The following is a 25,616-nucleotide window of genomic DNA, read 5'->3' as shown; positions in this document are numbered from 1 at the left end:
GGATTATGCCGCGTCGAGCGTTGGTTCAGCGTTTCTGCAGCCAAACGTTGGGATTCACCGGCTGGCCGTTGCGGCGCAGTTCGAAATACAGCGCCGGGCGGCCCTGGCCGCCGGAGCTGCCGACGCTGCCGACCGCGTCGCCGCGCTTGACCGTATCGCCCGCGTCCTTGAGCAGCGCGTCGTTGTTGGCGTACAGGCTCATATACCCGTTGCCGTGATCGACGATCAGCAACAAGCCGTAGCCGGTCATCCACTCGGCGTAGACCACGGTGCCGTCGGCCACCGAACGCACCGGCGCGCCGGCCGCGGCGCCGATCAGCATGCCTTCGCTGCGGCGGCCGTCGGGCATGGTGCCGCCGAAACCGGCGAGCAAGGCGCCCGAAGCGGGCCAGCCCAAGCCGCCGACGTTGATCGGCGCGGTGCTGGCGACCTGCACCGGCTTGCGCGTGCCGGCCGAAGACGGCTTGGACGCGTTGGCGGCGGCCCGCGCCGCAGCCTCGCGTTCGCGCGCCGCGCGCGCGGCGGCGGCGCGCAATTGCGCGAGCAAGCGCTCGAGCGCTTTGACGTCCCGGCCCAGCGCTTTTTCCTTGGCGTTTCGGTCGCGGTATCGCTCGTCCAGCTGCGCGATCAGCGCGGCGCGGTCGCGGCGCTGTTTTTCCAGTGCGGTCAGTTCCTTGCGCTTGTCGGCGCGGGTGGCGTCGAGCTGCACGCGCTTTTGCGCGATGTCCTTTTCCAGCTCGTCCAGTTCGTGCAGTTGTTCGTTCAGGGCGGCGATCCGCTGCGCGCGATCGCGTTGCAGATAACGGTGATAGGCCAAGTCGCGGCCGGCGTCGGCGACGCTGTCCTGCGACAGCAGCACTTTCAGCGGCGCGTCGTCGCCCAGTTTGTAGGCGGCGCGCAGCAGGCGGGCCAGTTCCTCGCGCTGCGCGCCGAGCTTGATCCGCAACGCGTCGCGCCGCTGCTGCAATTCGGCGAGCGCGGCGGCCTGGCGCTGCAGCTCGGATTCGGTCTGGCGCAGCACGCGCGAGGATTGGCCGACCTGCTCGTCGGCCTGGCGCAGTTCGCGGTTCGCCGCGCCGCGCTGGCCTTCGATCTTGCGCCGCTCGGCGGCGATGTCCTTCAACTCGCTGCGCGCGCGTTCGAGCTTGCGCTCGGTTTCGCGGCTGCTTTGCGCCTGCGCTGCGCCGGCGGCGAGCAGGGCGGCTAGCAACAGCGCGGGCGCGCGCGCGGGCTTCATCCGGCGAACAGGCTGCGCCCGGTCATCTCGGCCGGCGCCGGCAGGCCGAGCAGATCGAGCACGGTCGGCGCCACGTCGCGCAACGCGCCGCCCGCGCGCAGCTGCGCGTCGCGTTCGCCCACGTACACGAACGGCACCGGCCCGACGGTGTGGGCGGTGTGCGGCTGTCCGGTTTCCGGATCGCGCATCATCTCCAGGTTGCCGTGGTCGGCGGTGATGAGCAGCGCGCCGTGCGCGGCGCGGACCGCGGCGTCGATCGCCCCCAGGGCTTTGTCCACCGCCTCGGCGGCTTTGATCGCCGCCTGCAGATCGCCGCTGTGGCCGACCATGTCGGGGTTGGCGATGTTGCAGACGATCACGTCGAATTTGTCGGAGGCGATCGCTTCGACCAGCTTTGCGGTCAGTTCCGGGCAGCTCATTTCCGGCTGCAAGTCGTAAGTGGCGACCTTGGGACTGGGAATCAGGATCCGCTCCTCGCCCGGATACATGTCCTCGCGCCCGCCGCTGAAGAAGAAGGTGACGTGCGCGTATTTTTCGGTTTCGGCGATGCGCAGCTGATGCAAGCCCTGCTCGGAGACGAGCTCGCCGAGGGTGTGGCGCAAATCGTCCGGCGCGAACGCGGCCGGCGCCGGCAATTTGGCGTCGTATTCGGTCAAGCAAACGAAGCGCGACAACTTCGGCCGGCGCGCTTCGAAGCCGGCGAAAGCGGGATCGACGAAAGCCGCGGTCAATTGCCGGGCGCGGTCGGCGCGGAAATTCATGAACACCGCCGCGTCGCCGTCGCGCATCGGCTGCGCGCCGTCGATGACGGTCGGCAGCACGAATTCGTCGTTTTCGCCGCGTTCGTACGCCGCCCGCAGCGCGGACGACGCATCGGGCGCGCGATGTTCGGACTGCCCTTCGACGATCGCATCCCAGGCCTTGCGCAAGCGGTCCCAGCGCTTGTCGCGGTCCATCGCGTAATAGCGGCCGCTGACGCTGGCGATATGCGCATTGCCCAGTGCGTCGCAACGCGCCTGCAGCGCGCGCAGGCTGGGTTCGGCCGAACGCGGCGGCGTGTCGCGGCCGTCGAGGAAGGCATGCACCGCGACCCGCGGCACGCCTTCGCGTTTGGCCAATTCCAGCATCGCGAAGATATGGGTTTCGTGGCTGTGCACGCCGCCGGGCGACAGCAATCCCATCACGTGCAGCGTACCGCCCGCGGCCTTGGCCGCGGCGCAGGCGGCGCGCAATTCGGCATTGGCGAAAAATTCGCCACTCTCGACGGCCGCGTCGATCCGGGTCAGGTCTTGGTAGACGATGCGCCCGGCGCCCAGATTCATATGCCCGACTTCGGAATTGCCCATCTGCCCGTCCGGCAAGCCGACGTGGCGGCCTTCGGTATGGATCAGCGTATGCGGCGAGCCCGACCACAAGCGGCGCCAATTCGGCAGCTGCGCCTGGGCCAGGGCGTTGTCCGCCGGATCCTCGCGATGGCCCCAGCCGTCCAGGATCAGCAGGACCACCGGCTTGGGCCGGGCGGCCTGCGGTCGCGAAGCATTTGGTTTAAACGTCTGCTCGGGCAAGACGACAGTCCCAGTGACTAACGACAGTCGAGGATTGTAGCGAAGCCGCCTAAGCTCCTGGACAAGATATCGTCACGGCTTCCAGGCCGGTTCAAGGAGTTCCCATGCTGCGTCTTCCGCTCGTTCTCGCCCTCGCCGCCGCCCTGGCCGCCGGATCCGCCGTCGCCGGCGACGGCGATCGGCCCGACAGCGTCGACAAGGTCAACGGCAGCATCACCGCGCAGGCCGGCCAAACCTACCGCGATCTGAGCACGGTCAACGGCAGCATCCGGATCGAAGAAGGCGCCCATACCGAAGACGCGAGCACGGTCAACGGCAGCATCAAGGTCGACGACCGCGCCCAGACCCGCGATATGGAAACGGTGAACGGCGGCATCCGCCTGGGCCGCGAAGTGCAGGTCGACGGCAGCCTGGAAACGGTCAACGGCGAAGTGTTCGTCGACCGCGGCGGGCGCGTCAGCGGCGGCATCACCACGGTCAACGGCGCGATCGGCTTGGTCGCCACCGAACTGGGCCGGAACATCGAAACGGTCAACGGCGACATCACCGTCGGCGTCGGCTCGCACGTGCGCGGCGGGATCAAGATCGAGAAGCCGACCAGCAATTGGATGCCGATCAGCTTCGGCCGCAAGCAACCGCCGCGGATCATCATCGGCCCGAACGCGACCGTCGACGGTTCCTTGGTGTTCGAACGCGAAGTGAAACTGTACGTGCACCGGACCGCGAAGATCGGGCCGGTGACCGGCGCCACCGCGGTGGCCTACGACGGCGATCGCGCGCCGGGAGATTGATGCGGCGCAGCTTTTTGCTTTCAGGCGCCATAGAAACCTCACCCCAGGATCGCCAGCGACTACACAGCGAAGCGACGCTAATACAAACGGCCCGCCATCGAACTACGGGCCGAGATCGAGAATCGGCGTGCTGTCCAGCTGCAGCGCCTTGCGGATCGAGAAGTGGCGACGCCACGCACCGCCGTTGAAGTTAGGCACTTTCTTTGGTTACTTTCTTTGTGCCAGCAAAGAAAGTGACCCGGGCGTCAGCCCGGAAGCTGTTTTCCATGGTGCGAGTCGCACCGCCGCTGACACGAAATCGGATGCCCTGGATCCCGGCCTTCGCCGGGATGACGAGCAAGATCGCAGCGCTCTAGCTCCAGCTTGCGACGGGACGACATGACAAGCGCTCATTGGCCCATGCCGCCAGGCACTACCCGCACGCGCTCCACCTCGTAGAATCGGCATTTCCGCCCAACGAGGATCCCGGAATGCTGCGCCCCCTGCTGTTGAGCACCATCGCGGTAGCGATGCTGGCGGCCTGCCAGCGCGAAGCCGCACCTCCGGCCGCCGAAACGGCCGCGCCGCCACCGGCCGCCGCGCCCGCGGCATCGGCCCACGCTTTCGATCCCGCGATCCGCGCCGAGGATTTCGCCGAACTGGTCAAGACGTTGTCTTCGGACGAATTCGAAGGCCGCGGTCCCGGCAGCCCCGGCGAAGACAAGACCGTCGAGTACATCAAGGCTCAGTACGAACGCCTCGGCTTGAAGCCCGGCAACGGCGACAGCTATTTCCAGACCGTGCCGATGACCGAGACCACGGCCGATCCCGCGACGACCACGCTGAAGATCGACGCCAACGGCAAGCCTTACGATCTGAAGTTCGGCACCGACATGGTGGTCGGCACGCGCACCGGCCAGAAGGAGGTGAAGATCGACGGCAGCGACCTGGTCTTCGTCGGCTATGGCGTCAACGCGCCGGAACAGAAGTGGAACGATTACGCCGGCGTCGACGTCAAGGGCAAGACGGTGGTGATGTTCGTCAACGATCCGGGCTTCCACACCCAGGACGAATCGCTGTTCGAAGGCAAGCGCATGACCTATTACGGGCGCTGGACCTACAAGTTCGAAGAAGCCGCGCGCCAAGGCGCCGCCGCCGCGATCATCGTCCACGACACCGACGGCGCGTCCTACGGCTGGGAAGTGGTGCGCGGTTCCTGGTCGGGCGCGCAGTTCGACCTGCGCGCGGCCGACGATCCGGCGCCACGCCTGCCGGCGCAAGGCTGGATTACCGCGGACGCGGCCAAGAAGCTGTTCGCCGACGCGGGCCTGGATCTCGCCGCCGAATACAAGGCCGCTAACAAGCGCGGCTTCAAGGCCAAGCCGCTCAACGCCAAGCTGTCGCTGGATTTGAAGAGCGCGGTGACCGAGAAGCAATCGCGCAACGTGATCGGCGTGCTGCCCGGCAGCAAGCGACCCGACGAAGCGATCGTCTACATGGCGCATTGGGACCATCTGGGCAAGCATCCGGACGAGCCGGGCGACAACATCTACAACGGCGCGATCGACAACGCCACCGGCGTGGCCGGCATCATCGAAGTGGCCGGCGCCTTCGCCGCGCAGGAGCCCAAGCCGGAACGTTCGGTCGTGTTCCTGGCGGTGACGCTGGAAGAATCCGGCTTGCTCGGGTCGAAGTACTACGTCGCGCATCCGACCTTCCCGTTGAACAAGACCGTCGGCGTGGTCAACATCGATGCGATGTCGGTGGCGGGCAAGACCCGCGACATCACCGTGGTCGGTTTCGGCAGTTCGGAACTGGAGGACATCCTCAAGCCGATCGCCGACAAGCAGGGCCGCAAACTGCACGCCGAGACGCACCCCGAGGCCGGCGGCTTCTTCCGTTCGGACCATTTCAACTTCGCCAAGGCCGGCGTGCCGGCGCTGTACGTGGACGGCGGCAACGACCTGGTCGAAGGCGGCGTCGCCGCGGGCGAAGCGGCGGGCAAGGATTACGGCGACAACCGCTATCACAAGCCCGCCGACCAGTACGATGCGGCGACCTGGAAACTCGACGGCACGATGGACGACCTGACGGCGGTCTACGACGTCGGCCGCGAACTGGCCGGTTCGGACAAGTGGCCGAATTGGTACAAGGGCAATGCGTTCAAGGCCGCGCGCGATGAAATGATGCAGGCCAAGCCGGCGCAGTAACCGCCGGCCCAAGCTCTATCGAAGCCCGCGACCGGAAACGGCCGCGGGCTTTTTCTTTGTAGAGCGGAACTTGCTCCGCTGCTTTTTTGCGGGAGCGGCTTCAACCGCGAGCTCTTTTCTTGAGATCGCAGCCATATGTGGAAGAGCTCGCGCCTGAAGCCGCTCCCACAAAGGCAAGAGCAGCGGAGCAGCCTCGCTCTACAAAGCAAAGCAGCATCGGTCATCGATGGTGCGCATCCGCCGAAGGCTGGCTCGGCTTGGCGGGTGGGTTCCGACTTTGCTTTACCGCAATGCCGGCATCGAAAATCGTCCGGCCGTCCCGTAATACGTAACGCACGCGCGTCCACGCTTCCGGGTCTTGCGCGGGATCGCCGTCGAGCACGACCAAATCGGCGATCTTGCCCGCTTCCACCCGTCCGCGTTCGCCGCCGCCGGGCAACCGGCTCGCGGGCGACGTCGTCAGCGCCGCGAGGATCTGGTCGAACGACAATCCGGCGCGTCGCAGCAACGCGAATTCGACCGCCGGGTCGTAGTCTTCGAGGTAGCCGACATCGGTGCCGAACCAGATGCTGCCGCCGAGCCGCTGGTAGTCGCCGACCTCCTGCAGAATGGCGCCGAGCTTGGGTTCGCCCACGTCGCCGAACAGCTTGAGCGTGGGCACCAGCACCATGCGCTGCGCCCGCATCCGCTCCAGGTGCGATCGCTCGAAACCCTCCAGGTCTTCGACCGAATGCGCCAGGACATCGACGCCCGACGCCAACGCCACTTCCAGACCGGCGACGTTCGAAGGATGGGAGAACACCAGCGCACTGCGGCGATGGGCTTCTTCGACCGCTCCTCGCGCGATCGCGACCGGCATCGGCTTGACGCGGCCCCGCGCGACCCACGATCCGGTGAACAGCTTCACCACCTCGCCGCCGCCGGCTAGGTTCGCGCGCACGATCGCCGCGGCCTGTTCCGGCGTCGCCGGCTGCGAAAGCTGCGCGAGGAATTCCTTGGGGATCGATTCGCGGACGTAGAACGGCACGCCATCGGGCGGAAACAACGGCGACATGGCCGTGATGATGCGGGGGCCGGGGATTTCGCCCGATTCGATCCGTCCGCGCAGCGGAACGGTATCGCGCGGATCCGAGCCGGTGTCGACGACGGTGGTGAAGCCGTATCGCACCAGCATGTCCTGCAACTGCGAGCGCAGGCGCGGCGCCGGCAGTTTCGCCGCACCCGCCCACTGGGGCTGGGTGAAGTGCACGTGGCTGTTCCAGAAGCCCGCCAGCAGCGTGCGGCCGGCAGCGTCGATCACTGCGGCGTTCTTGCCTGGAGCGACATCCTTCGCGGATCCGACGGAGACGATCCGGCCGTCGCGGATCAGCACTGCGCCGTTTTCGATCGGCGCCACGCCCGGCGCCGTGTAGATCCTGGCCCCGGTCACCACCGTATCGCCGGCCGCAGCGGCCGATGTCGCGCCTAGAACGGCGAATAGGCCCAGTGCGAGCGCGTACCCGTTCTTTCTCCAGCGCCTGGGCGCCCTGCCGATGTCCATGCCGTTTCCGTCGTCGACGATGAGCCTTCGAACCATGGACGAAGGCGATTTACGAAGGATACGTCGAGAGCCTTCGCGGTTGCGCTGCGGGACCGCGAGCGCATCCGGCCCCCGCGAAAAGGCGGCAGCGGCAGGGCTTGGGCTAATCTGGCCTTCCGATCCCAGCGGAACCGAGCCATGGCCATTGCCTATCTCTGCATCTTGATCGCGGCCTTGTTGCCCTATCTGTGGGCGTACATCTCCAAAGCCAGCGGCCAGCGCTACGACAACCGCGATCCGCGCGGCTGGCTGGCCAAGCAGGAGAATCCACGCGCGCACCGCGCCAATTCCGCTCAGCTCAATGCGTTCGAAGCCTTCGCCCCGTTCGCCGCCGGCGTGCTGATGGCGCAGTTCGCCGGCGTGAATCCGAGCGCCATCACGGCCTTGTCTCTGGTTTTCGTCGCCGCGCGCCTGGTCCATGGCTTTTTCTATTTGGCCAATCGCGCGCTGTGGCGCAGCCTGGTCTGGGGGGCGGGTTTTATTTGCGTGCTTGGGCTGATGTCGGCCGCAATCTGGCGCATTTCTCAGGGATAAAGCGCGGCTTGGAGCTCATCGGCCAGCTTGCCGATCCGCAGATGGTCGAAGCTGGTGTTGTTCATCACGATCACCGTGCGTCCATCGCGCAGCGCTCTCTTGGCAAGCACCCGGTAGGCGCCGTTGGAGCCGTATTCGTCGGCGAAAACATAGGATTTTCCCGCGATTTCCTGACTCCTGACCCTCCCGCCCAGCGCGTAATGCTGTTCCGGCATCAGTGTAGCCATCAGCGTCTCCCTCGATTCCGCCGACAGCACGGGGCCGTCGAGCACGCCGTCCATCAGCTTCAACAGGTCGCCAGCGCTGGTGTAGTAACCGCCGGTCATCGCCATGTACGCGGGCACGGGCGATACCTTGCGTTGCGCCGCCGGCGCGAGACTCGCATAGCCGACGGCGCCGTTTTCCACCGCCGCCGAATCGCCTGCGAAGACGCCACTGTCCTTCAATCGCAGCGGCCGGATCAGGATGCGCTCGACCAATTCCTCGTAGCGTCGACCGCTCGCCCGTTCGACCACCGCTTTGACCAGGATCCAGTTGGAGTGGGAGTAGTCCCACTGTTCGCCGGGCGCGAAGGCGAGATCGCCGCTAGCGTATCGTCGCACCGCCTCCCTCAGCGGGAGCTCCGCCGACTTGACCGCCTCATCGTTCTTGCGCGCATCCTGCACTTGGTTCGGCAATCCGCTCGAATGGCTCATCAGCCTGCGCAGCGTCAGCTTGGCTCCGGTATCGGCGCGGTAATCGGGCAGATAGGTCGAAATCGGCGCATCCAACGAGAGCTTCTTTTCGTCGACCAGCTTCATGACGACGATCGCCGCTATCCATTTGGATATCGAGCCGGTTTCGAATCGGGTATCGGCGGACATCGCACGCCCGTGTTCGGCGTCGGCGACGCCGAAGGCTTCGACGTATTCGATCCGGCGGCCCTGTCCGACCAGCACCACGCCATCGAACTTTTCCTCGGAGGCGAAGCGGCGGGCGATGCGCGCGTAATCGCCGTCGCCGGCGATCGCCATCGCCATCGCCGGCGCCATCGCCAACACCGCGGTCAGCATTAACCCGCATTTGACCGAGGCTCGCGCAGCCGCTCGGATTCCCATCGCGATCTCCAAGATTCGATCCGGATGGGATTCGCCTCGAAGCGGCAGGGTTTAAGCGCAGTAGAGCGCGCAAAGAAAAAGCCCGTCCTTGCGGACGGGCTTTTGGGATAAATCCTGGCGATGACCTACTCTCGCATGCTAGATGCACACTACCATCGGCGCAGCTGCGTTTCACTTCCGAGTTCGGGATGGGATCGGGTGGTGCCACAGCGCTAATGTCGCCAGAAAGACGGTGAAGCGTCGCGGGCTACCCGAAGAAAACCGGGAGTCGCGCCGTCTTGCATAGGGTCGTGACGTAGCGGGCTGGTCGAGCGAGAGACCTGACGGTCGTCTTCGGCTCAAGGCCACTTGAGGTTATATGGTCAAGCCACACGGATCATTAGTACTGGTTAGCTCAACGCATTGCTGCGCTTACACACCCAGCCTATCAACCACCTAGTCTTGATGGTTCCTTTAGGGGACTTGTGTCCCGGGAGATCTCATCTTGAGGCGCGCTTCCCGCTTAGATGCTTTCAGCGGTTATCGCTTCCGAACATAGCTACCCGGCAATGCCACTGGCGTGACAACCGGAACACCAGAGGTTCGTCCACTCCGGTCCTCTCGTACTAGGAGCAGCCCCTCTCAAATCTCCAACGCCCATGGCAGATAGGGACCGAACTGTCTCACGACGTTCTGAACCCAGCTCGCGTACCACTTTAAATGGCGAACAGCCATACCCTTGGGACCGACTACAGCCCCAGGATGTGATGAGCCGACATCGAGGTGCCAAACACCGCCGTCGCTATGGACGCTTGGGCGGTATCAGCCTGTTATCCCCGGAGTACCTTTTATCCGTTGAGCGATGGCCCTTCCATTCAGAACCACCGGATCACTAAGTCCTACTTTCGTACCTGCTTGATCCGTCGATCTTGCAGTCAAGCACGCTTATGCCTTTGCACACAGTGCGCGATGTCCGACCGCGCTGAGCGTACCTTCGAGCTCCTCCGTTACTCTTTGGGAGGAGACCGCCCCAGTCAAACTACCCACCATACACGGTCCCCGACCCGGATTACGGGCCCAGGTTAGAACGTCAAGCACATCAGGGTGGTATTTCAAGGTTGCCTCCGCCTCAGCTAGCGCCAAGGTTTCATAGGCTCCCACCTATCCTACACAGACGAACTCAACGTTCAGTGTAAAGCTATAGTAAAGGTTCACGGGGTCTTTCCGTCTTGCCACGGGAACGCTGCATCTTCACAGCGATTTCAATTTCACTGAGTCTCGGGTGGAGACAGCGCCGCTGTCGTTACGCCATTCGTGCAGGTCGGAACTTACCCGACAAGGAATTTCGCTACCTTAGGACCGTTATAGTTACGGCCGCCGTTTACTGGGGCTTCGATCAAGAGCTTCGCCTTGCGGCTGACCCCATCAATTAACCTTCCAGCACCGGGCAGGCGTCACACCCTATACGTCCACTTTCGTGTTTGCAGAGTGCTGTGTTTTTGATAAACAGTCGCAGCGGCCTGGTCACTTCGGCCTCCCCCAGCTATTAACCAGAAGAGGCGCACCTTCTCCCGAAGTTACGGTGCTATTTTGCCTAGTTCCTTCACCCGAGTTCTCTCAAGCGCCTGAGAATTCTCATCCTACCCACCTGTGTCGGTTTACGGTACGGTCTGCGTGAGCTGAAGCTTAGGAGCTTTTCCTGGAAGCGTGATATCAGCAGCCTAGTCCTAATGGACCGGTCCTTAGTCTCAACGTTGCGCCCCCGGATTTGCCTAAGGGCACCGCCTCAACTCTCTCACCAGGACAACCAACGCCTGGCCTGCTTAACCTTCTCCGTCCCTCCATCGCACTCACGCGAGGTGCTGGAATATTAACCAGCTTCCCATCGACTACGCATTTCTGCCTCGCCTTAGGGGCCGACTCACCCTGCGTCGATTAACGTTGCGCAAGGAAACCTTGGGCTTTCGGCGTGCGGGCTTTTCACCCGCATTATCGTTACTCATGTCAGCATTCGCACTTCCGATACCTCCAGCGGACTTCTCAATCCACCTTCGCAGGCTTACGGAACGCTCCTCTACCGCGCACAAACAAGTTTGTGCACCCCAAGCTTCGGTTCATCGCTTAGCCCCGTTAAATCTTCCGCGCAGACCGACTCGACCAGTGAGCTATTACGCTTTCTTTAAAGGGTGGCTGCTTCTAAGCCAACCTCCTGGCTGTCTGTGCCTTTCCACATCGTTCACCACTTAGCGATGAATTTGGGACCTTAGCTGTGGGTCTGGGTTGTTTCCCTTTTCACGACGGACGTTAGCACCCGCCGTGTGTCTCCCATACAGTCCGTCTCGGTATTCGGAGTTTGCCATGGTTTGGTAAGTCGCAATGACCCCCTAGCCATAACAGTGCTCTACCCCCGAGAGGATACATATGAGGCGCTACCTAAATAGCTTTCGAGGAGAACCAGCTATCTCCGGGTTCGATTAGCTTTTCACTCCTAATCACACCTCATCCCCTACCTTTGCAACGGGAGTGGGTTCGGGCCTCCAGTCGGTGTTACCCGACCTTCACCCTGGGCATGACTAGATCACCCGGTTTCGGGTCTACTGCCCGCGACTATGCGCCCTTATCAGACTCGGTTTCCCTTCGCCTCCCCTATACGGTTAAGCTCGCCACGAACAGTAAGTCGCTGACCCATTATACAAAAGGTACGCAGTCACCCTTGCGGGCTCCTACTGCTTGTACGCACACGGTTTCAGGGTCTATTTCACTCCCCTCGCCGGGGTTCTTTTCGCCTTTCCCTCACGGTACTGGTTCACTATCGGTCGGTCAGGAGTATTTAGCCTTGGAGGATGGTCCCCCCATGTTCAGACAGGGTTTCACGTGCCCCGCCCTACTCAATTTCATCTGCATGGCCCTTTCGCGTACTGGGCTATCACCACCTATGGCCGGCCTTTCCAGACCGTTCTGCTAAAACCATGCAAACTTTTGGGCTAGTCCCCGTTCGCTCGTCGCTACTAAGGGAATCTCGGTTGATTTCTTTTCCTCCGGTTACTTAGATATTTCAGTTCACCGGGTTTGCCTCCATGAGCTATGTATTCACTCATAGATACTCCTTGCGGAGTGGGTTTCCCCATTCGGACATCGCGGGATCAAAGCTTGTTGCCAACTCCCCCGCGCTTTTCGCAGGCTGCCACGTCCTTCATCGCCTCTGACCGCCAAGGCATCCACCGTGTGCGCTTATTCGCTTGACCATATAACCCCAAGTCGCCTCAGGGTTGTCGGTGTCTGCGGGTACAAATCGCAGACGCGAATATCAACGACAACTTCAAATGTAAGAGTGTCTCTCGACACTCCGCCTTAGCCTCTTACGACACGTCAAGAATTTCTCATCTCAAACGCTCGCTACGTCACGAATTTTCAAAGAACACGACGCGGGCTTCAGCGCCCGGCCGTTTCAGATCTTTGTGTGCGCTATGTACATTCAGAGTGGTGGGTCTGGGAGGACTCGAACCACCGGCCTCACCCTTATCAGGGGTGCGCTCTAACCACCTGAGCTACAGACCCAATGTGTCGTCTGGTGGAGCCAGTCGGGATCGAACCGACGACCCCCTGCTTGCAAAGCAGGTGCTCTCCCAGCTGAGCTATGGCCCCGTATTTCGGGACGAACTCTGAATGCAGGTCACTTGTGCGGACGTCTGACAAGCAATTAGCTGTCTTTAGTCTCTAAAGGAGGTGATCCAGCCGCACCTTCCGATACGGCTACCTTGTTACGACTTCACCCCAGTCATCGGCCACACCGTGGCAAGCGCCCTCCTTGCGGTTAAGCTACCTGCTTCTGGTGCAACAAACTCCCATGGTGTGACGGGCGGTGTGTACAAGGCCCGGGAACGTATTCACCGCAGCAATGCTGATCTGCGATTACTAGCGATTCCGACTTCACGGAGTCGAGTTGCAGACTCCGATCCGGACTGAGAAAGGGTTTCTGGGATTGGCTCGCCCTCGCGGGTTTGCAGCCCTCTGTCCCTTCCATTGTAGTACGTGTGTAGCCCTGGCCGTAAGGGCCATGATGACTTGACGTCATCCCCACCTTCCTCCGGTTTGTCACCGGCGGTCTCCTTAGAGTTCCCACCATTACGTGCTGGCAACTAAGGACAAGGGTTGCGCTCGTTGCGGGACTTAACCCAACATCTCACGACACGAGCTGACGACAGCCATGCAGCACCTGTGTTCCGATTCCCGAAGGCACTCCCGCATCTCTGCAGGATTCCGGACATGTCAAGGCCAGGTAAGGTTCTTCGCGTTGCATCGAATTAAACCACATACTCCACCGCTTGTGCGGGCCCCCGTCAATTCCTTTGAGTTTCAGTCTTGCGACCGTACTCCCCAGGCGGCGAACTTAACGCGTTAGCTTCGATACTGAGTGCCAAGTTGCACCCAACATCCAGTTCGCATCGTTTAGGGCGTGGACTACCAGGGTATCTAATCCTGTTTGCTCCCCACGCTTTCGTGTCTCAGTGTCAGTGCTGGTCCAGATGGCCGCCTTCGCCACAGATGTTCCTCCCGATCTCTACGCATTTCACTGCTACACCGGGAATTCCGCCATCCTCTACCGCACTCTAGCCTGCCAGTATCCAATGCCATTCCCAGGTTGAGCCCAGGGCTTTCACATCAGACTTAACAGACCACCTACACACGCTTTACGCCCAGTAATTCCGAGTAACGCTTGCACCCTTCGTATTACCGCGGCTGCTGGCACGAAGTTAGCCGGTGCTTATTCTTTGGGTACCGTCATCCCTACCGGGTATTAACCGACAGGATTTCTTTCCCAACAAAAGGGCTTTACAACCCGAAGGCCTTCTTCACCCACGCGGTATGGCTGGATCAGGCTTGCGCCCATTGTCCAATATTCCCCACTGCTGCCTCCCGTAGGAGTCTGGACCGTGTCTCAGTTCCAGTGTGGCTGATCATCCTCTCAGACCAGCTACGGATCGTCGCCTTGGTGGGCCTTTACCCCGCCAACTAGCTAATCCGACATCGGCTCATCCAATCGCGTAAGGTCTTGCGATCCCCTACTTTCACCCGAAGGTCGTATGCGGTATTAGCGTAAGTTTCCCTACGTTATCCCCCACGACAGGGTAGATTCCGATGTATTCCTCACCCGTCCGCCACTCGCCACCCACAGTATTGCTACTGCTGTGCTGCCGTTCGACTTGCATGTGTTAGGCCTACCGCCAGCGTTCACTCTGAGCCAGGATCAAACTCTTCACTTAAGTTTTTCGGCTTTCGGCCCCGAAGGGCTTTGGCCAATTTTTTGAGTGCAGTCGTCGTCACCGAGCTCCAGAACCACTCGCTTGCATTTCTGCATTTGAATTGATTTGGAGACTCTGTTCGAACGCCCTGCAAATGGACAGTCATCCACCTGCCAGACGCCCGCACAAGTCACCTGCGCACACTGTCAAAGATCATCGGGATGGCCTCAGCGCCGGTCCCTTTTCGCTGCCGAGCAATCTGCCCGAGCGAGCCGCCCACTATACAGCCAATTTCCAGTCCGTCAACACCTTTTCACAAGATTTTTCGGTCTGGCTGGCCGGCGCCGGAAGGTGATGCTTTCCCGGCAGCGGGTCGAAAAGAATAACAGCCTCCGCGAGGCTTGTGAACTCCCCCATCACGCTTTTTTCGAGGCCCGACGCGATAACGCGGAAAACACGGGAAAAGAATGCAGCAGAGCTCTCAGAGCCCTATTTTCTAGGAATTTTCTGCAGCGCTTAGCCTGCGGCGATCAGCTTTACGCGGGCAAAATTGCGCTTTCCGACTTGGAGCACGCCTTCGAAGCCCGGCGCGAACATTTGCTGCGGGTCCTCGGTCACTGAACCGTCGATCCGGACCGCCCGTTCGCCCAGCTTGCGCATACCCTCGGCATTGCTGGCGGCCAGGCCGGCGGCCTTGAGCAGAGCGGCGATCCGCAGCCCCTCCGCGGGCACCTGGATTTCGGCCAACGGCAGCAACGAAGTGTCGCCCTCGCCCCGAACCACGGCATGCCAGCCGGCCACCGCTTTTTCGGCCTCGGTCGGGCCGTGGAAGCGGGCGGCCAGTTCCCGGGCCAGGCGCAGCTTCACGTCCCGGGGATTCAGGGCGCCGACGGCGACCTCGGCCCGCAGCTTTTTGGCTTCGTCGATGCCTATTTCGAAGCTCAGCAGGTCGATCCAGCGCCACATCAGCTCGTCGCCGACCTTCAGGGTCTTGGTGACGATATCGATCGCCGGTTCGGCGATGCCGATGTAGTTGCCCAACGATTTGGACATCTTCTGCACGCCGTCCAGGCCCTCCAGCAGCGGCATGGTCAGCACGATCTGCGGCGGCTGGCCGAAGTGCTCCTGCAAGCCGCGGCCCATCAGCAGGTTGAACTTCTGGTCGGTGCCGCCGAGTTCGACGTCGCTTTTCAAGGCGACCGAGTCGTAGCCCTGCACCAGCGGATACAGGAATTCGTGGATCGCGATCGGCTGCTGCGCCGCGTAGCGCTTGGCGAAATCGTCGCGCTCGAGCATGCGCGCGACGGTGTGCTGCGCGGCCAGCTTGATCATGTCGGCCGCGCTCATCGCGCCGAACCACTCGGAATTGAAGCGCAATTCGGTTTTTTCGCGGTCCAGCACCTTGAACACCTGGTCGGCGTAGGTGCGCGCGTTGGCTTCCACGTCTTCGCGGGTGAGCGGCTTGCGCGTGACGTTCTTGCCGGTGGGGTCGCCGATCATCCCGGTGAAGTCGCCGATCAGGAAGATCACTTGATGCCCCAGATCCTGGAACTGGCGCATCTTGTTGAGCAGTACGGTGTGGCCGATGTGCAAATCCGGCGCGGTCGGGTCGAAACCGGCCTTGATCCTCAATGGGCGGCCTAGCTTGAGCCTCGCCTCGAGCTCCTCGCGCTTGAGGATTTCGTCGGCGCCGCGGGCGATGAGGTCGAGATCGTTTTGCAGAGACACGGCCGGTTCCGTAAAAACTGAATAGGGAAGAGGTGTAAATTTTGTATTAAATAAGCGTTAACTGTGCGCCGCGTCAAAAAATCCAGGCAGATCAGGCATTTGACGGGCTCATTTGACGTGATTATGGTACCGGCGTTACGCGGCCGTCACATGCGGCCCCCGGGATAAGAACATGAAGAAATCCGGCAGCGGCGGCGATGCACGACGCGAACGTCTGAAGGTTTTACGCGAAGCCGCGCTGCACCGGAAGGTGCTGGCGAAATTGCCCACCGGATTCGATGGCCGCTGGACGCGCCGCCATTGGATGCACGCCAGCCTGTTCGCCACGCTCGGCGCTTTGGTCGCCGCGATCGTGCCGGGCTTCTCCACCGCGATGCAAACGCCCAAGCAAGGCCCGCGCACTTCGATGGCGCTGGCGTTGCCGCAACTGAGCTTGGCGCAATTGCGCGGCCATCCCGGCGACAGCTGGCAGACGATCAGCGTCGAACGCGGCGACACGCTGAGCGACGTGTTCGAAGATCTCGGCATCCCGCATTCCGAACTGCAACGCGTGATGGCGCATCCCGGCGTCAAGAGCACGCTGACCAAGATGAAGCCGGGCACGGAGCTGTCGTTCGACTTGCCGGTGGACGGCCAGCTGCGCGCGATGCGCTTCAACAAGGATCCGGCGACCCAAGTCCAGCTGACGATCGGCAAGGAAAAGATCAGCGAGTCGGTGGTCGCCAAGGAAACCGACGTACGCACCGTGGTGCTCAGCGGCAAGGTCGGCAAATCGCTGTTCCGCTCGGCGCGCAAAGCCGGGCTCACCGGCAAGAACGTCAATCAGCTGACCGACGACATCTTCAAGTACGACATCGATTTCGATTCGGACGTCGGCGCCGACGACCGTTTCAGCGTGGTGGTCGAGCAAACCTGGCAGAACGGCGAGCTGGTCAACACCAGTCCGGTGCTGGCCGCGGCGTTCACCGTCGACGGCAAGCTGCACAGCGGCTTCCGCTACGTGCGCAACGGCAAGCCGGAATACTTCACCGCCGAAGGCCGGCCGCTGCAGCGCGCCTTCATCCGCATGCCGATCCCGTACGCGCGCCTCACCTCGCGTTTCGGCGCGCGCCGGCATCCGGTGCTAGGCACGATGCGCATGCATCAGGGCGTGGACTACGCCGCCGGCACCGGCACGCCGATCATGGCCGCCGGCGACGCGCGCGTGCAGTTCGTCGGCCGCAAAGGCGGTTACGGCAATGCGGTGATCCTCGACCACGGCCGCGGCTACACCACGCTGTACGGGCACATGTCGCGCTTCGGCAAGATCCGCCAGGGCCAGCGCGTGCCGCAGGGCACGGTGATCGGCTACGTCGGTTCGACCGGCCTGGCCACCGGCCCGCATCTGCATTACGAATTCCGGATCAACGGCGTGCACCGCAATCCGCTGTCGATCACGATGCCGCCGCCGGAACCGCTGGGCGGCAAGCAACTGGCCGACTTCCGCGTGGAAACCAGCCGCGCGCTGGCCAAGATCCGCACGGTCGAGAACATCATCTACGCCGAGCCCAAGCGCGTGGCCTCGGCGGCCAAGCCTGCGCCGGCCGGCAAGAAGGGCTGATCGCTCCGACGGCTTTTTGCTGCGGCCGGTTGCTAACATCGGCCGATCTTCGATTCGGCCATCGCCCATGTCCGGCGCATCGCTTTACCTCGGTCTGATTTCCGGCACCAGCACCGACGGCATCGACGCCGCGCTGGTGCGTTTCCACGATGCGCCGGCCGACGCGCGCTGCGAGCTCGTGCGCGGACGCACGTACGCGTGGGACGCGGACGTGCGCGCACGCCTGGTCGCGCTCGGGCAAGGGCGCGACGGCGTATCGCTGGACGAATTGGGTTCGCTCGACGTGCAAGTCGCGCACGCGTTCTGCGAAGCGGCGCTGGCCTTGCTGGCCGAAGCGGGCGTGGATCGCGCGCAAGTGCGCGCGATCGGCTCGCACGGACAAACGGTGCGGCACCGCCCGGAACGCGAATTCCCCTTCACCTGGCAGATGGGCGACGGCAACGTCATCGCCGAACGCAGCGGCATTGCCACGGTCGCCGATTTCCGCCGCCGCGACGTCGCCGCAGGCGGCCACGGCGCACCACTGATGCCTGCGTTCCATGCGGCGATGCTGCATTCGCCCGACGAAGACCGCGCTGTGCTGAACCTGGGCGGGATCGCCAATTTCACTTTGCTGCCGCGCCAAGGCGATGTGCGCGGTTTCGACACCGGCCCGGCGAACGCGCTGTTGGATGCCTGGTGCGAGCGGCATTTGGGCCATGCCTACGATGCGGATGGGGCGTTCGCCGCCAGCGGCGCCGTCGACAGGGCCTTGCTCGCGCGCTTGCTGGACGACGCTTGGTTCGCTTTGCCACCGCCGAAAAGCACAGGGCGCGAACAGTTCCATTTGGATTGGGCCGAACGCCGGATCGGCGGCGCCGCGCGCACGCCGCAAGACGTGCAAGCGACCTTGCTGGAACTCACGGCGGCGACCGTCGCCGATGCGCTGCGCGCGACCCAACCGGACACGCGCCGCGTGCTGGTCTGCGGCGGCGGCGTGCGCAATCCGGTGCTGATGGCGCGGATCGCGGCGCGTTTGTCCGGAGTGGTCGTCGAATCGACCGCGGCGCACGGGCTGGATCCGGATTTCGTCGAAGCGATGGGCTTCGCCTGGCTGGCGCGCGAGACGCTGGCCGGGCGGCCGGGCAACCTGCCCAGCGTCAGCGGCGCGAAAGGACCGCGGGTGTTGGGCGTGGTTTATCCCGCCTAAGCGTTTTGTAGAGTCGAGCCTGCTCGACTGCTTTTCTGCCGCCGATCGAACAAGAGCAGTCGAGCAGGCTCGACTCTACAAACGGGAGGCTATCCGGTGGATGCAGCCAGTTGCGGCTGCGCCTTGCGCATCGACAGGATCAGGCACAGAACGAACGCGGGTATCCCGGCCAGCGCCGTACTCAGGAAGAACAATGCATAACCGTCGAGCAAGGTTCCGCCCTCGGCGAACCGCTCGACCAACACGCCGGAAAAGCCTTTGAGCACTTTGCCCAGCAATGCGTAGAACGAACTCAGCAAGGCGTACTGCGTGGCGGTATAGCCGACGCTGGTGAGGCTGGACATGTAAGCCACCAGCGCCGTGCCCGCGAAGCCGGTGGAGAAATTGTCGATGACCATGGCCGCGGTGAATACGCCGATATCGTTGCCGCTGTAGGCGAGCCAGGTGAACGCGGCATTCGATCCCGGCCCCAGGATCGCTCCGGCGAGCAAGGTCGGAACGAAGCCGAAGCGCGCGGCGAACAAACCCGCCGACGCGATTCCGATCAAGGTCGCGACCAAACCCACCGAAGCGCGCACTTCGCCGACCAATTCTTTGGCCACGCCCAGATCGGCGTAGAAGGGGTTGGCCATCGGCCCCATCATGAAATCGGGCAAGCGGTACAAGCTGATCGCCAGCAGCATGAGCAGCGCCCAGCGCCCGTGCTCCTTGAAGAAGGCGATGAACGGTCCGGCGACGGCATCGAACAAGCCTTGCGGCGTCCACAACGAAGCCTGGTGCGCGACGGCCGGCAGTTTCGACGCTTGCGGCTCCCGGGCCAGGAAAACAGCCGCCACGCCGACGCCCATCAGCAGCGCCATGATGCCGTACGACGGCGCCCAGCCGATGTGGGCCGCGATGATCAAGATCAGCGCATCGGTCATGAGCAGCGCACCGCGGTAACCGAGCTGCGCGCCCGCGCTGAGCAGGCCCAATTCCTCGCCGTTCTCCGAAATTTCGATGCGCCAAGCGTCGATCACGATGTCCTGGCTCGCCGAGGCGAAAGCGGCGATCAGCGCCATCACGCCGAAGGCGACCAGCCCGCCTTGCGGTTGCACGATCGCCATGCCGGCCAGCCCGCCCGCTACGACGATCTGCGACAACAGCATCCAGCCGCGGCGATGTCCCAATCGGCCGAGCAAAGGGACGTCGGTTTTGTCGATGATCGGCGCCCAAAGAAATTTGAGCGAGTACACCAGGCCTACCCAAGACAAGAAGCCGATCGCCGACAGCTCGCTTCCGCCTTCCCGCATCCAATAGCCCATCGTGTTGCCGACCAGGTACAGCGGCAGGCCCGAAGCGAAGCCCAGCATCAGCATCGCCAGCACTTTCGGCTGGCGCAGCGAGCGCAACACATCGCGAGAGCTGAGCTTCTTCTTGGTTTGCGTCTGGTCCGACATCGTCTGCCTTGATGGTTGTTGAAGCGCGTGGTCGCAGCCGACCGCAGAGGCGAAAAACGGCGTTACAACTTGTAATCCACCACGAACGGCGCATGGTCCGAAAACCGCGGCTCGGGATGGATCGAGCACGCCTTCAGCTTGTCGCGCAGCGAGGGCGTGACGATCTGGTAGTCGATCCGCCATCCGACGTTGTTGGCGCGGGCGGCGCCGCGCGCGCTCCACCAGGTATAGTCCTGGCCTTCGGCGTTGAGTTGACGGTAGGCGTCGACCCAGCCTGTGTTTTCCGCGCATAGGCCGTTGAGCCAGTCGCGCTCGGGCGGCAGGCAGCCGGAGTTCTTCTGGTTAGACGCCCAGTTCTTGATGTCCATCCTGCTGCGCACGATGTTCCAATCGCCGCACAGCACGTAGTCGCGGCCGCTGGCCAGCCACTGGTCCAGAATGGGTTTCAGCCATTCCATCACTTCGAATTTGAAGCCCTGGCGCAATTCGCCCGACGAACCGGACGGGATGTAGAACGAGACCACGCTCAGGTTGCCGTAGCGCGCTTCCAGATAGCGCCCTTCGTCGTCGAACGGCGCCCAGCCCAGCGAGCTGATCACCTCGTCCGGCTCGCGCTGGGTGTAGACCGCCACGCCGCTGTAGCCCTTCTTGGTGATCGCGTCCTTGAAGAAGGCCTTGTAGCCCTTGGGCAAGAATTCGGGGCCGGCCAGCTGGTGCTCCTGCGCCTTGGTTTCCTGCACGCAAAGCACGTCGGCCTTCTGCGCGGCGAACCAGTCGAAGAAGCCCTTGGTGGCGGCCGAGCGCAGGCCGTTGGCGTTGAAGCTGATGATGCGCATGCCGGTCCGGGGAAGTGGTCGTGGGCCGATTGTAGGGGCGTTGCAGGCCGCATGCGCAGCGTGCCGCCCTTGTGGGAGCGGCTTCAGCCGCGAGCTTTCCGAATCGCAGCGACTTGTATGCAAGAGCTCGCGGCTGAAGCCGCTCCCACAAGGGGGTCGTACCGTTATGATCCGATCATGATGGAGCTCCCGACCATCCGCGTAGCGCTCGTCACTCGCGAACTGGCCGCCCAGGTGCGCGCCTTGCGCGTGGCGCCCGACCAATACAGCTTCGTCGGCGATGTGGAATTCAACCTGGTCGACGCCGAACGCGACCCGCAAAGCGACGCGATGGCGATCCTGGCCGGCGACGAGGTGATCGGCTTCTATCGGCTCGATTACGCGCCGACCGTGGTCGCCTGGAAGCCGGTGCCCGCCAGCGTGGGGTTGCGCAGCTTCCTGATCGATCGGCGCCACCAAGGGCATGGCTACGGCGCCGCCGCGATCGAAGCCTGCTGCGCCGACCTGCGCCGGCGCCACCCCGAACGGCACCTGTTGGCGCTGAACGTGAATTGCATCAATCGCGGCGCGATCCGCGCCTACCGCAAGGCCGGCTTCGTCGATACGGGCGAGCTCTACTTCGGCGGCCGCGCCGGACCGCAGCATTTGATGCTGCGCAGCCTGGACTGAGGCGATAATCGGCGCATGGACGACCACCGCTCGCGTTTCCTGCAACTGGCCCTGCGCGCCGAGGCGCTGCGCTTCGGCGAATTCACCCTCAAGTCCGGGCGCACCAGTCCGTACTTCTTCAATGCCGGCCGTTTCGATTCCGGCGCGGCGCTGGCCGATCTGGCCGGCTGTTACGCCGACGCGATCGAACAAGCCGGCATCGCCTTCGACGTGCTGTTCGGCCCGGCCTACAAAGGCATTCCGCTGGCGACCGCGCTGGCTTGCGAATTCGCGCGCCGCGGCCGCGACCTGCCGCTGGCGTTCAATCGCAAAGAAGCCAAGAGCCATGGCGAAGGCGGTCTGCTGATCGGCGCGGCGCTGGCCGGGCGGCGCGTGCTGATCGTCGACGACGTGATCACCGCCGGCACCGCGATCCGCGAAGCCTTGGCGATCATCGCAGAAGCGGGCGGCACGGCGGCCGGCATCGTCATCGCGCTGGATCGGCAGGAAGCCGTGGACCCGGCCGCATCGCGACGCTCGGCGGCAGAAACTGTCGCGATCGAACAGGGTCTGCCCGTCGTCGCGGTCGCCACCCTGGCCGATCTGCTCGCCTTCGCCGGCGGCAACGAAGCGCTGGCGGCGCAACGCGAGCGTTTGCTCGCCTATCGCCAAGCCTATGGCAGCGCTTTGCCCGGTTGAACGGCCGCGCTGCGTTGGAACCTACGCGTCCGAGCCCGGCCCGGACGCCAGGAGGAGGATATGGCCCGACTCTTGCGTGAGCCGCTACGAATGGACCGTGCGCAGTACGACAGAGGACGGATGGTGAACAAATCGCTCGTAGGCTTGACCGGCCTGCTGTGCCTGGCCTGGGGATTCGGCGGCCTGGCCCAGAACCCGCCGGCCAAGAAACTGTTCTGCTGGACCGAGAACGGCCGTAAGGTCTGCGGCGACGCCTTGCCCGCCAGCGCGGTCGACAGCGCCCGCACCGAAATCAGCGGCAAAAGCGGCCTGCGCGTCGGCGGCGTGGACCGGGCCTTGAGCCCCGAAGAGCAAGCCCTGCGCGATGCCGAACAGAAGCGCCAAACCGAAGCGACCGCCGCCGCCGAAGCCGCGCGCCGGCGCGATCTCGCCCTGGCCGAGTCCTACACCTCGGAAGAGGAATTGCGCCGCGCCTACAAGATCCGCTACGACCTGATCGACGAATCGATCAAATCGTCCAAGCTGGCGATCGGCAACCTGCATCAGAGCCTTCTGCGGATGCTGGAACAAGCGGGCGAACGCGAATTGTCCGGCCAGCCGGTGCCCAAGGCGATGGCCGACAACATCCTCAAGCAGCGCGAGGGCTATCAAGGCTTGCAAGCCGGCTACCAGCAGCAACTGCGCGATCGCACGGCGATCGACCAGCAGTTGCAGGAAGCGGTGGCGCGCTACCGCGACATGAAGGCGCCGAAGGCCGACGACGCGCCGCAAGAAAGCGGCGCGGATAAGGGCTGACGATCACTTACTACGGGCCGACTTGGCCGTCGCTCTTCATAGGAGCGGCCTTAGCCGAGAGCTCTTCCCTTCAAATCGCGACATCGCAGCGATTTAGAGAAAAAGCTCGCGGCTAAAGCCGCTCCTACGAAGAGCAAGCGGGGTTAAAACGGCAGGCTCAGGCCCGGATCCAGCGCCAGCAGGCGTTCGCGGAACACCTGCTGGATCCGCGCCAGCGCGTTCGCATCGTTGGCCTCGAAGCGCAGCACCAGGATCGGCGTGGTATTGGACGCGCGCACCAAGCCCCAGCCGTCGGGCCAGTCGGCACGCAGGCCGTCGATGGTGGACACGCGCGCGCCCTCGAATTCGCCGGAAGCCACGAACCGCGCCACGAAGCCGTGCGGATCGGCCGTCGGCGCCTTCAGTTCCGGCGTGGACACGCCCTCGGGCAGCGTCTCGAACACCTGGTCCGGCGTCTCGCTGCGGCGGCCGAGGATTTCCAGCAATCGCGCCGCCGAATAGATGCCGTCGTCGAAGCCGTACCAGCGTTCCTTGAAGAAGAAATGGCCGCTCATCTCGCCGGCCAGCTCGGCTTCGGTCTCGCGCATCTTGGCCTTGATCAGCGAATGCCCGGTCTTCCACATCAGCGGGCTGCCGCCGTGGCGCAGGATGTAGGGCGACAGCGCGCCGGTGCACTTCACGTCGTACACGATCACCGCGCCCGGATTGCGCTCGAGCACGTCGGCGGCGAACAGCATCAGCAAGCGGTCCGGGAAGATGTTGTGGCCGTTGCGGGTGATGACGCCCAAACGGTCGCCGTCGCCGTCGAAGGCGATGCCCAGGTCGGCGTCGAGCCGCTCGACCATGCGCTTGAGGTCTTCCAGATTGTGCGGTTCGCTCGGATCGGGGTGGTGGTTGGGGAAAGTGCCGTCGATCTCGCAGTACAGCGGCGTGACCTCGGCGCCGATCGCCTCCAGCACCCGCGGCCCCAGCTCGCCCGCGGCGCCATTGCCGGCGTCGACCACCACTTTCAGGCGGCGGTCGATCTGCACGTCGGAGGCGACGCGGTTGACGTAATCGCCGCTCACATCGCGCTGTTGCAGGCTGCCGGGCGTGGGCGCGTCGTACAGGCGGCCGTCGGCGATACGCGCGTACAAATCGGTGATGGCGTCGCCCGACAGCGTCTCGCCGCCGACCACGATCTTGAAGCCGTTGTAGTCGGGCGGATTGTGGCTGCCGGTGACGGCGACCGCGCTGCCGGTGCGCAGGTGGTAGGCGGCGAAGTACACCAGCGGCGTCGGCGCGACGCCGATGTCGACGACGTTGCGGCCGGCCTTGCGCAAGCCTGCGATGAGGCCACCGATCATGTCCGGGCCCGACAATCGCCCGTCGCGGCCGACCACGATGTCCTCCAAGCCCTGGTCCTTCATCGACGAACCGATCGCGTGGCCGATCAACTCGGCCACGCCGGCATCCAGGCTTTCGCCGATCACGCCGCGGATGTCGTAGGCGCGGAAGATGCCGCGGTCGATGGTCACCGGTGCGCGCTTGGGGGCTTCTTTCACTTCGATCTTCTTGCGTTCTTCGGTCTCGGCCGGAGCGGCCTGCAGGGCTTGGGTCAAGGTCGGCGCTTCTTCGGCTCCGGCCGCAACGCCGGCATGCGCGGAATCGCCTCGGCGCCAGCCGCGCCAGGCGAGGAAGGCGAGCAAAGCCGCGATCGCAGCGGCGATCACGCAGGCCATGCCGCCCAACCCCCACGGCCCGGGACCGACGTCGGGCACTTCGGCGACGATCCGGAAATCGGTGCCGGGTATTTTCGCGGCCAGGGCTTCGGCGCTACTGCCCAGGGTCTGGTCGCCGCGCGCCAGGATCGTATGGCTGCCTTGGCGCAGGGCGAGGTAGCCGTTTTCGTCGATCTCCGCCGAAGCCAATCCGGCGGTCAAGGTTTCCAGCGGAAACTGGGCGTACACCATGCCGACCGCCGGTTGCGTCGCGCCGGTGGGCGCGGCCAGCACGAAACGCGGCGCGCCTTTTTGCGCGACCACGCGCGCGACCGGCGCGTTCTGCGCCTGCGCGGCTTCGATCGCCGCCAAGCGGCCGTAGCCGGACTCGGGCAAAGCGGTGTACAGCGCCTGCAGATCGCCGGGCAGCACTTCCACCTTTTCCAGGCCGGGCCAGCCGGCGCCGATGCGCGTGGCCGCGGCGTTGGCGTCGTTGGCGTCCAACGCGGTCTTGACCGGCGCCTGCGCCAGCTTGTCCTGCAGCCGCTTGGTTTCGGCGGTCACCGCTTTGGCCACGGCGGCCACGGCGGCGTCGCGCTGCTCGGTCAGCGATTCGGAACGCGCCTGGCCGCGCAATTGCTGCACGCCGGACCAGGCCATCCACAGCGCGAACAACGCCAGCGCGCCGGCCAGCCAAGGCAAAGCCGGCCTGAGCGCGGCACTGCTGGGCTTGAGGCGGCTGGTCTCGGTATCGGAATCGGTCATTCG

General features: G+C 63.9%; 16 protein-coding genes, 2 tRNA genes and 3 rRNA genes. 8 read left to right on the top strand and 13 right to left on the bottom strand.

What is annotated here, in order from left to right:
* Positions 1 to 25: 25 nt before the first annotated feature.
* Together FCE95_RS14385 and gpmI are read right to left on the bottom strand one after the other, a co-directional pair.
* The gene (locus FCE95_RS14385; RefSeq protein ID WP_137267746.1) at positions 26 to 1,237 is read right to left on the bottom strand and encodes a murein hydrolase activator EnvC family protein; all 1,212 of its coding nucleotides are present in this window, start codon (positions 1,235 to 1,237) and stop codon (positions 26 to 28) included.
* Positions 1,234 to 2,742, bottom strand: coding sequence for a 2,3-bisphosphoglycerate-independent phosphoglycerate mutase (gene gpmI, locus FCE95_RS14380; protein WP_262982806.1), 1,509 nt, complete (start codon positions 2,740 to 2,742; stop codon positions 1,234 to 1,236). The genes FCE95_RS14385 and gpmI overlap by 4 nt, the downstream gene beginning before the upstream one ends.
* A 164-nt stretch (positions 2,743 to 2,906) precedes the next feature.
* Between gpmI and FCE95_RS14375 the strand changes: the two genes are divergently transcribed.
* On the top strand, positions 2,907 to 3,593 hold the full coding sequence (locus FCE95_RS14375; protein ID WP_223266909.1) for a DUF4097 family beta strand repeat-containing protein: 687 nt from the start codon (positions 2,907 to 2,909) through the stop codon (positions 3,591 to 3,593).
* Positions 3,594 to 4,063: 470 nt separating this feature from the next.
* Complete coding sequence (locus tag FCE95_RS14370; RefSeq protein ID WP_137267744.1) at positions 4,064 to 5,782, top strand: M28 family metallopeptidase; 1,719 nt, start codon at positions 4,064 to 4,066, stop codon at positions 5,780 to 5,782.
* A 220-nt stretch (positions 5,783 to 6,002) separates the two neighbouring features.
* On the opposite strand, the gene FCE95_RS14365 is transcribed toward FCE95_RS14370, so the two are convergent.
* The gene (locus tag FCE95_RS14365) at positions 6,003 to 7,358 is read right to left on the bottom strand and encodes an amidohydrolase family protein (protein ID WP_137267743.1); all 1,356 of its coding nucleotides are present in this window, start codon (positions 7,356 to 7,358) and stop codon (positions 6,003 to 6,005) included.
* A 141-nt stretch (positions 7,359 to 7,499) separates the two neighbouring features.
* On the opposite strand from FCE95_RS14365, the gene FCE95_RS14360 reads away from it, so the two are divergent.
* On the top strand, positions 7,500 to 7,895 hold the full coding sequence (locus FCE95_RS14360; RefSeq protein WP_137267742.1) for an MAPEG family protein: 396 nt from the start codon (positions 7,500 to 7,502) through the stop codon (positions 7,893 to 7,895).
* Here FCE95_RS14360 and FCE95_RS14355 read toward each other — a convergent pair.
* From FCE95_RS14355 to tyrS, 7 genes are all read right to left on the bottom strand, one after another.
* Complete coding sequence (locus FCE95_RS14355) at positions 7,886 to 8,947, bottom strand: serine hydrolase domain-containing protein (protein WP_137267741.1); 1,062 nt, start codon at positions 8,945 to 8,947, stop codon at positions 7,886 to 7,888. The genes FCE95_RS14360 and FCE95_RS14355 overlap by 10 nt on opposite strands.
* Before the next feature lie 157 nt (positions 8,948 to 9,104).
* Positions 9,105 to 9,218: ribosomal RNA gene (gene rrf / locus FCE95_RS14350) — 5S ribosomal RNA — on the bottom strand.
* A 132-nt stretch (positions 9,219 to 9,350) separates the two neighbouring features.
* A 23S ribosomal RNA gene (locus FCE95_RS14345) occupies positions 9,351 to 12,216 on the bottom strand.
* Positions 12,217 to 12,452: 236 nt separating this feature from the next.
* Positions 12,453 to 12,529: transfer RNA gene (locus FCE95_RS14340), tRNA-Ile, on the bottom strand.
* Between the two features lie 11 nt (positions 12,530 to 12,540).
* Positions 12,541 to 12,616 (bottom strand) — tRNA-Ala (locus FCE95_RS14335).
* A 74-nt stretch (positions 12,617 to 12,690) separates the two neighbouring features.
* Positions 12,691 to 14,235: ribosomal RNA gene (locus FCE95_RS14330) — 16S ribosomal RNA — on the bottom strand.
* Together the 16S, 23S and 5S rRNA genes with 2 tRNA genes alongside form the textbook arrangement of a ribosomal RNA operon.
* Before the next feature lie 495 nt (positions 14,236 to 14,730).
* On the bottom strand, positions 14,731 to 15,942 hold the full coding sequence (tyrS, locus tag FCE95_RS14325) for a tyrosine--tRNA ligase (RefSeq protein ID WP_137267740.1): 1,212 nt from the start codon (positions 15,940 to 15,942) through the stop codon (positions 14,731 to 14,733).
* A 172-nt stretch (positions 15,943 to 16,114) separates the two neighbouring features.
* On the opposite strand from tyrS, the gene FCE95_RS14320 reads away from it, so the two are divergent.
* Entirely contained in the window at positions 16,115 to 17,542 is a 1,428-nt protein-coding gene (locus FCE95_RS14320) for a M23 family metallopeptidase (RefSeq protein ID WP_137267739.1), read from the top strand.
* A 67-nt stretch (positions 17,543 to 17,609) separates the two neighbouring features.
* A complete protein-coding gene (locus FCE95_RS14315; RefSeq protein WP_137267738.1) occupies positions 17,610 to 18,731 on the top strand; it encodes an anhydro-N-acetylmuramic acid kinase in 1,122 nt (373 codons plus the stop codon).
* An 89-nt stretch (positions 18,732 to 18,820) separates the two neighbouring features.
* Here FCE95_RS14315 and FCE95_RS14310 read toward each other — a convergent pair whose 3' ends face one another.
* Both FCE95_RS14310 and FCE95_RS14305 read right to left on the bottom strand, forming a co-directional pair.
* A complete protein-coding gene (locus FCE95_RS14310) occupies positions 18,821 to 20,170 on the bottom strand; it encodes an AmpG family muropeptide MFS transporter (RefSeq protein WP_137267737.1) in 1,350 nt (449 codons plus the stop codon).
* A gap of 62 nt (positions 20,171 to 20,232) precedes the next feature.
* A complete protein-coding gene (locus FCE95_RS14305) occupies positions 20,233 to 21,006 on the bottom strand; it encodes an exodeoxyribonuclease III (protein WP_137267736.1) in 774 nt (257 codons plus the stop codon).
* A gap of 177 nt (positions 21,007 to 21,183) precedes the next feature.
* On the opposite strand from FCE95_RS14305, the gene FCE95_RS14300 reads away from it, so the two are divergent.
* The 3 genes from FCE95_RS14300 to FCE95_RS14290 are packed head-to-tail and all read left to right on the top strand — an operon-like array spanning position 21,184 to position 23,148.
* Positions 21,184 to 21,675, top strand: coding sequence for a GNAT family N-acetyltransferase (locus FCE95_RS14300; protein WP_189644784.1), 492 nt, complete (start codon positions 21,184 to 21,186; stop codon positions 21,673 to 21,675).
* Between the two features lie 15 nt (positions 21,676 to 21,690).
* Positions 21,691 to 22,353: an orotate phosphoribosyltransferase gene (pyrE, locus tag FCE95_RS14295; protein WP_137267734.1), complete on the top strand. Its 663-nt coding sequence runs from the start codon at positions 21,691 to 21,693 to the stop codon at positions 22,351 to 22,353.
* A 60-nt stretch (positions 22,354 to 22,413) separates the two neighbouring features.
* Entirely contained in the window at positions 22,414 to 23,148 is a 735-nt protein-coding gene (locus FCE95_RS14290) for a hypothetical protein (RefSeq protein WP_137267733.1), read from the top strand.
* A gap of 143 nt (positions 23,149 to 23,291) precedes the next feature.
* On the opposite strand, the gene FCE95_RS14285 is transcribed toward FCE95_RS14290, so the two are convergent.
* Positions 23,292 to 25,613, bottom strand: a complete 2,322-nt coding sequence (locus tag FCE95_RS14285; protein ID WP_137267732.1) for a phosphomannomutase/phosphoglucomutase — start codon at positions 25,611 to 25,613, stop codon at positions 23,292 to 23,294.
* Between the last annotated feature and the right edge of the window lie 3 nt (positions 25,614 to 25,616).

This window comes from Luteimonas gilva (assembly GCF_005239095.1).
Lineage (GTDB): Bacteria > Pseudomonadota > Gammaproteobacteria > Xanthomonadales > Xanthomonadaceae > Luteimonas_C > Luteimonas_C gilva.
The sequence above is the reverse complement of the archived record's forward strand: the minus strand, read 5'-3'. Positions and strand labels throughout refer to the sequence as shown.